This window comes from Pseudomonas yangonensis (assembly GCF_009932725.1).
Classification (GTDB): Bacteria; Pseudomonadota; Gammaproteobacteria; order Pseudomonadales; family Pseudomonadaceae; genus Aquipseudomonas; species Aquipseudomonas yangonensis.
The window spans coordinates 1-430 of sequence record NZ_BLJU01000137.1 but is presented as its reverse complement, the minus strand read 5'-3'; the positions used below and the strand labels follow the sequence as shown (position 1 = coordinate 430).

Sequence of the window (430 nt, the reverse complement as noted above, 5' to 3'; positions counted from 1 at the left end):
CAGACGATGACGTCACTGCCCGGTTTTATGCGTGAGGTTACCGACTGTGGTCTGATTTTTTTAAGTGACGTAAAATCGTGTTGAGGCCAACGCCCATAATGCGGGCGGTTGCCCGGCATCCAACGCCATTCATGGCCATATCAATGATTTTCTGGTGCGTACCGGGTTGAGAAGCGGTGTAAGTGAACTGCAGTTGCCATGTTTTACGGCAGTGAGAGCAGAGATAGCGCTGATGTCCGGCGGTGCTTTTGCCGTTACGCACCACGCCTTCAGTAGCGGAGCAGGAAGGACATCTGATGGAAATGGAAGCTACTGGAGCACCTTAAAATCCCCATCATACACTAAATCAGTAAGTTGGCAGCATTACCGATCTTGTCATCATGGCTACTTAAATATGTTGGGATCACCAACTGGTCCGATTACAACAAGG

General features: G+C 49.5%; 1 pseudogene. It reads right to left on the bottom strand.

The features are described from left to right. Positions 1–304 (bottom strand): annotated as a pseudogene (locus GYB81_RS23820) (IS1-like element transposase); the annotation flags it as partial. Positions 305–430: the final 126 nt, after the last annotated feature.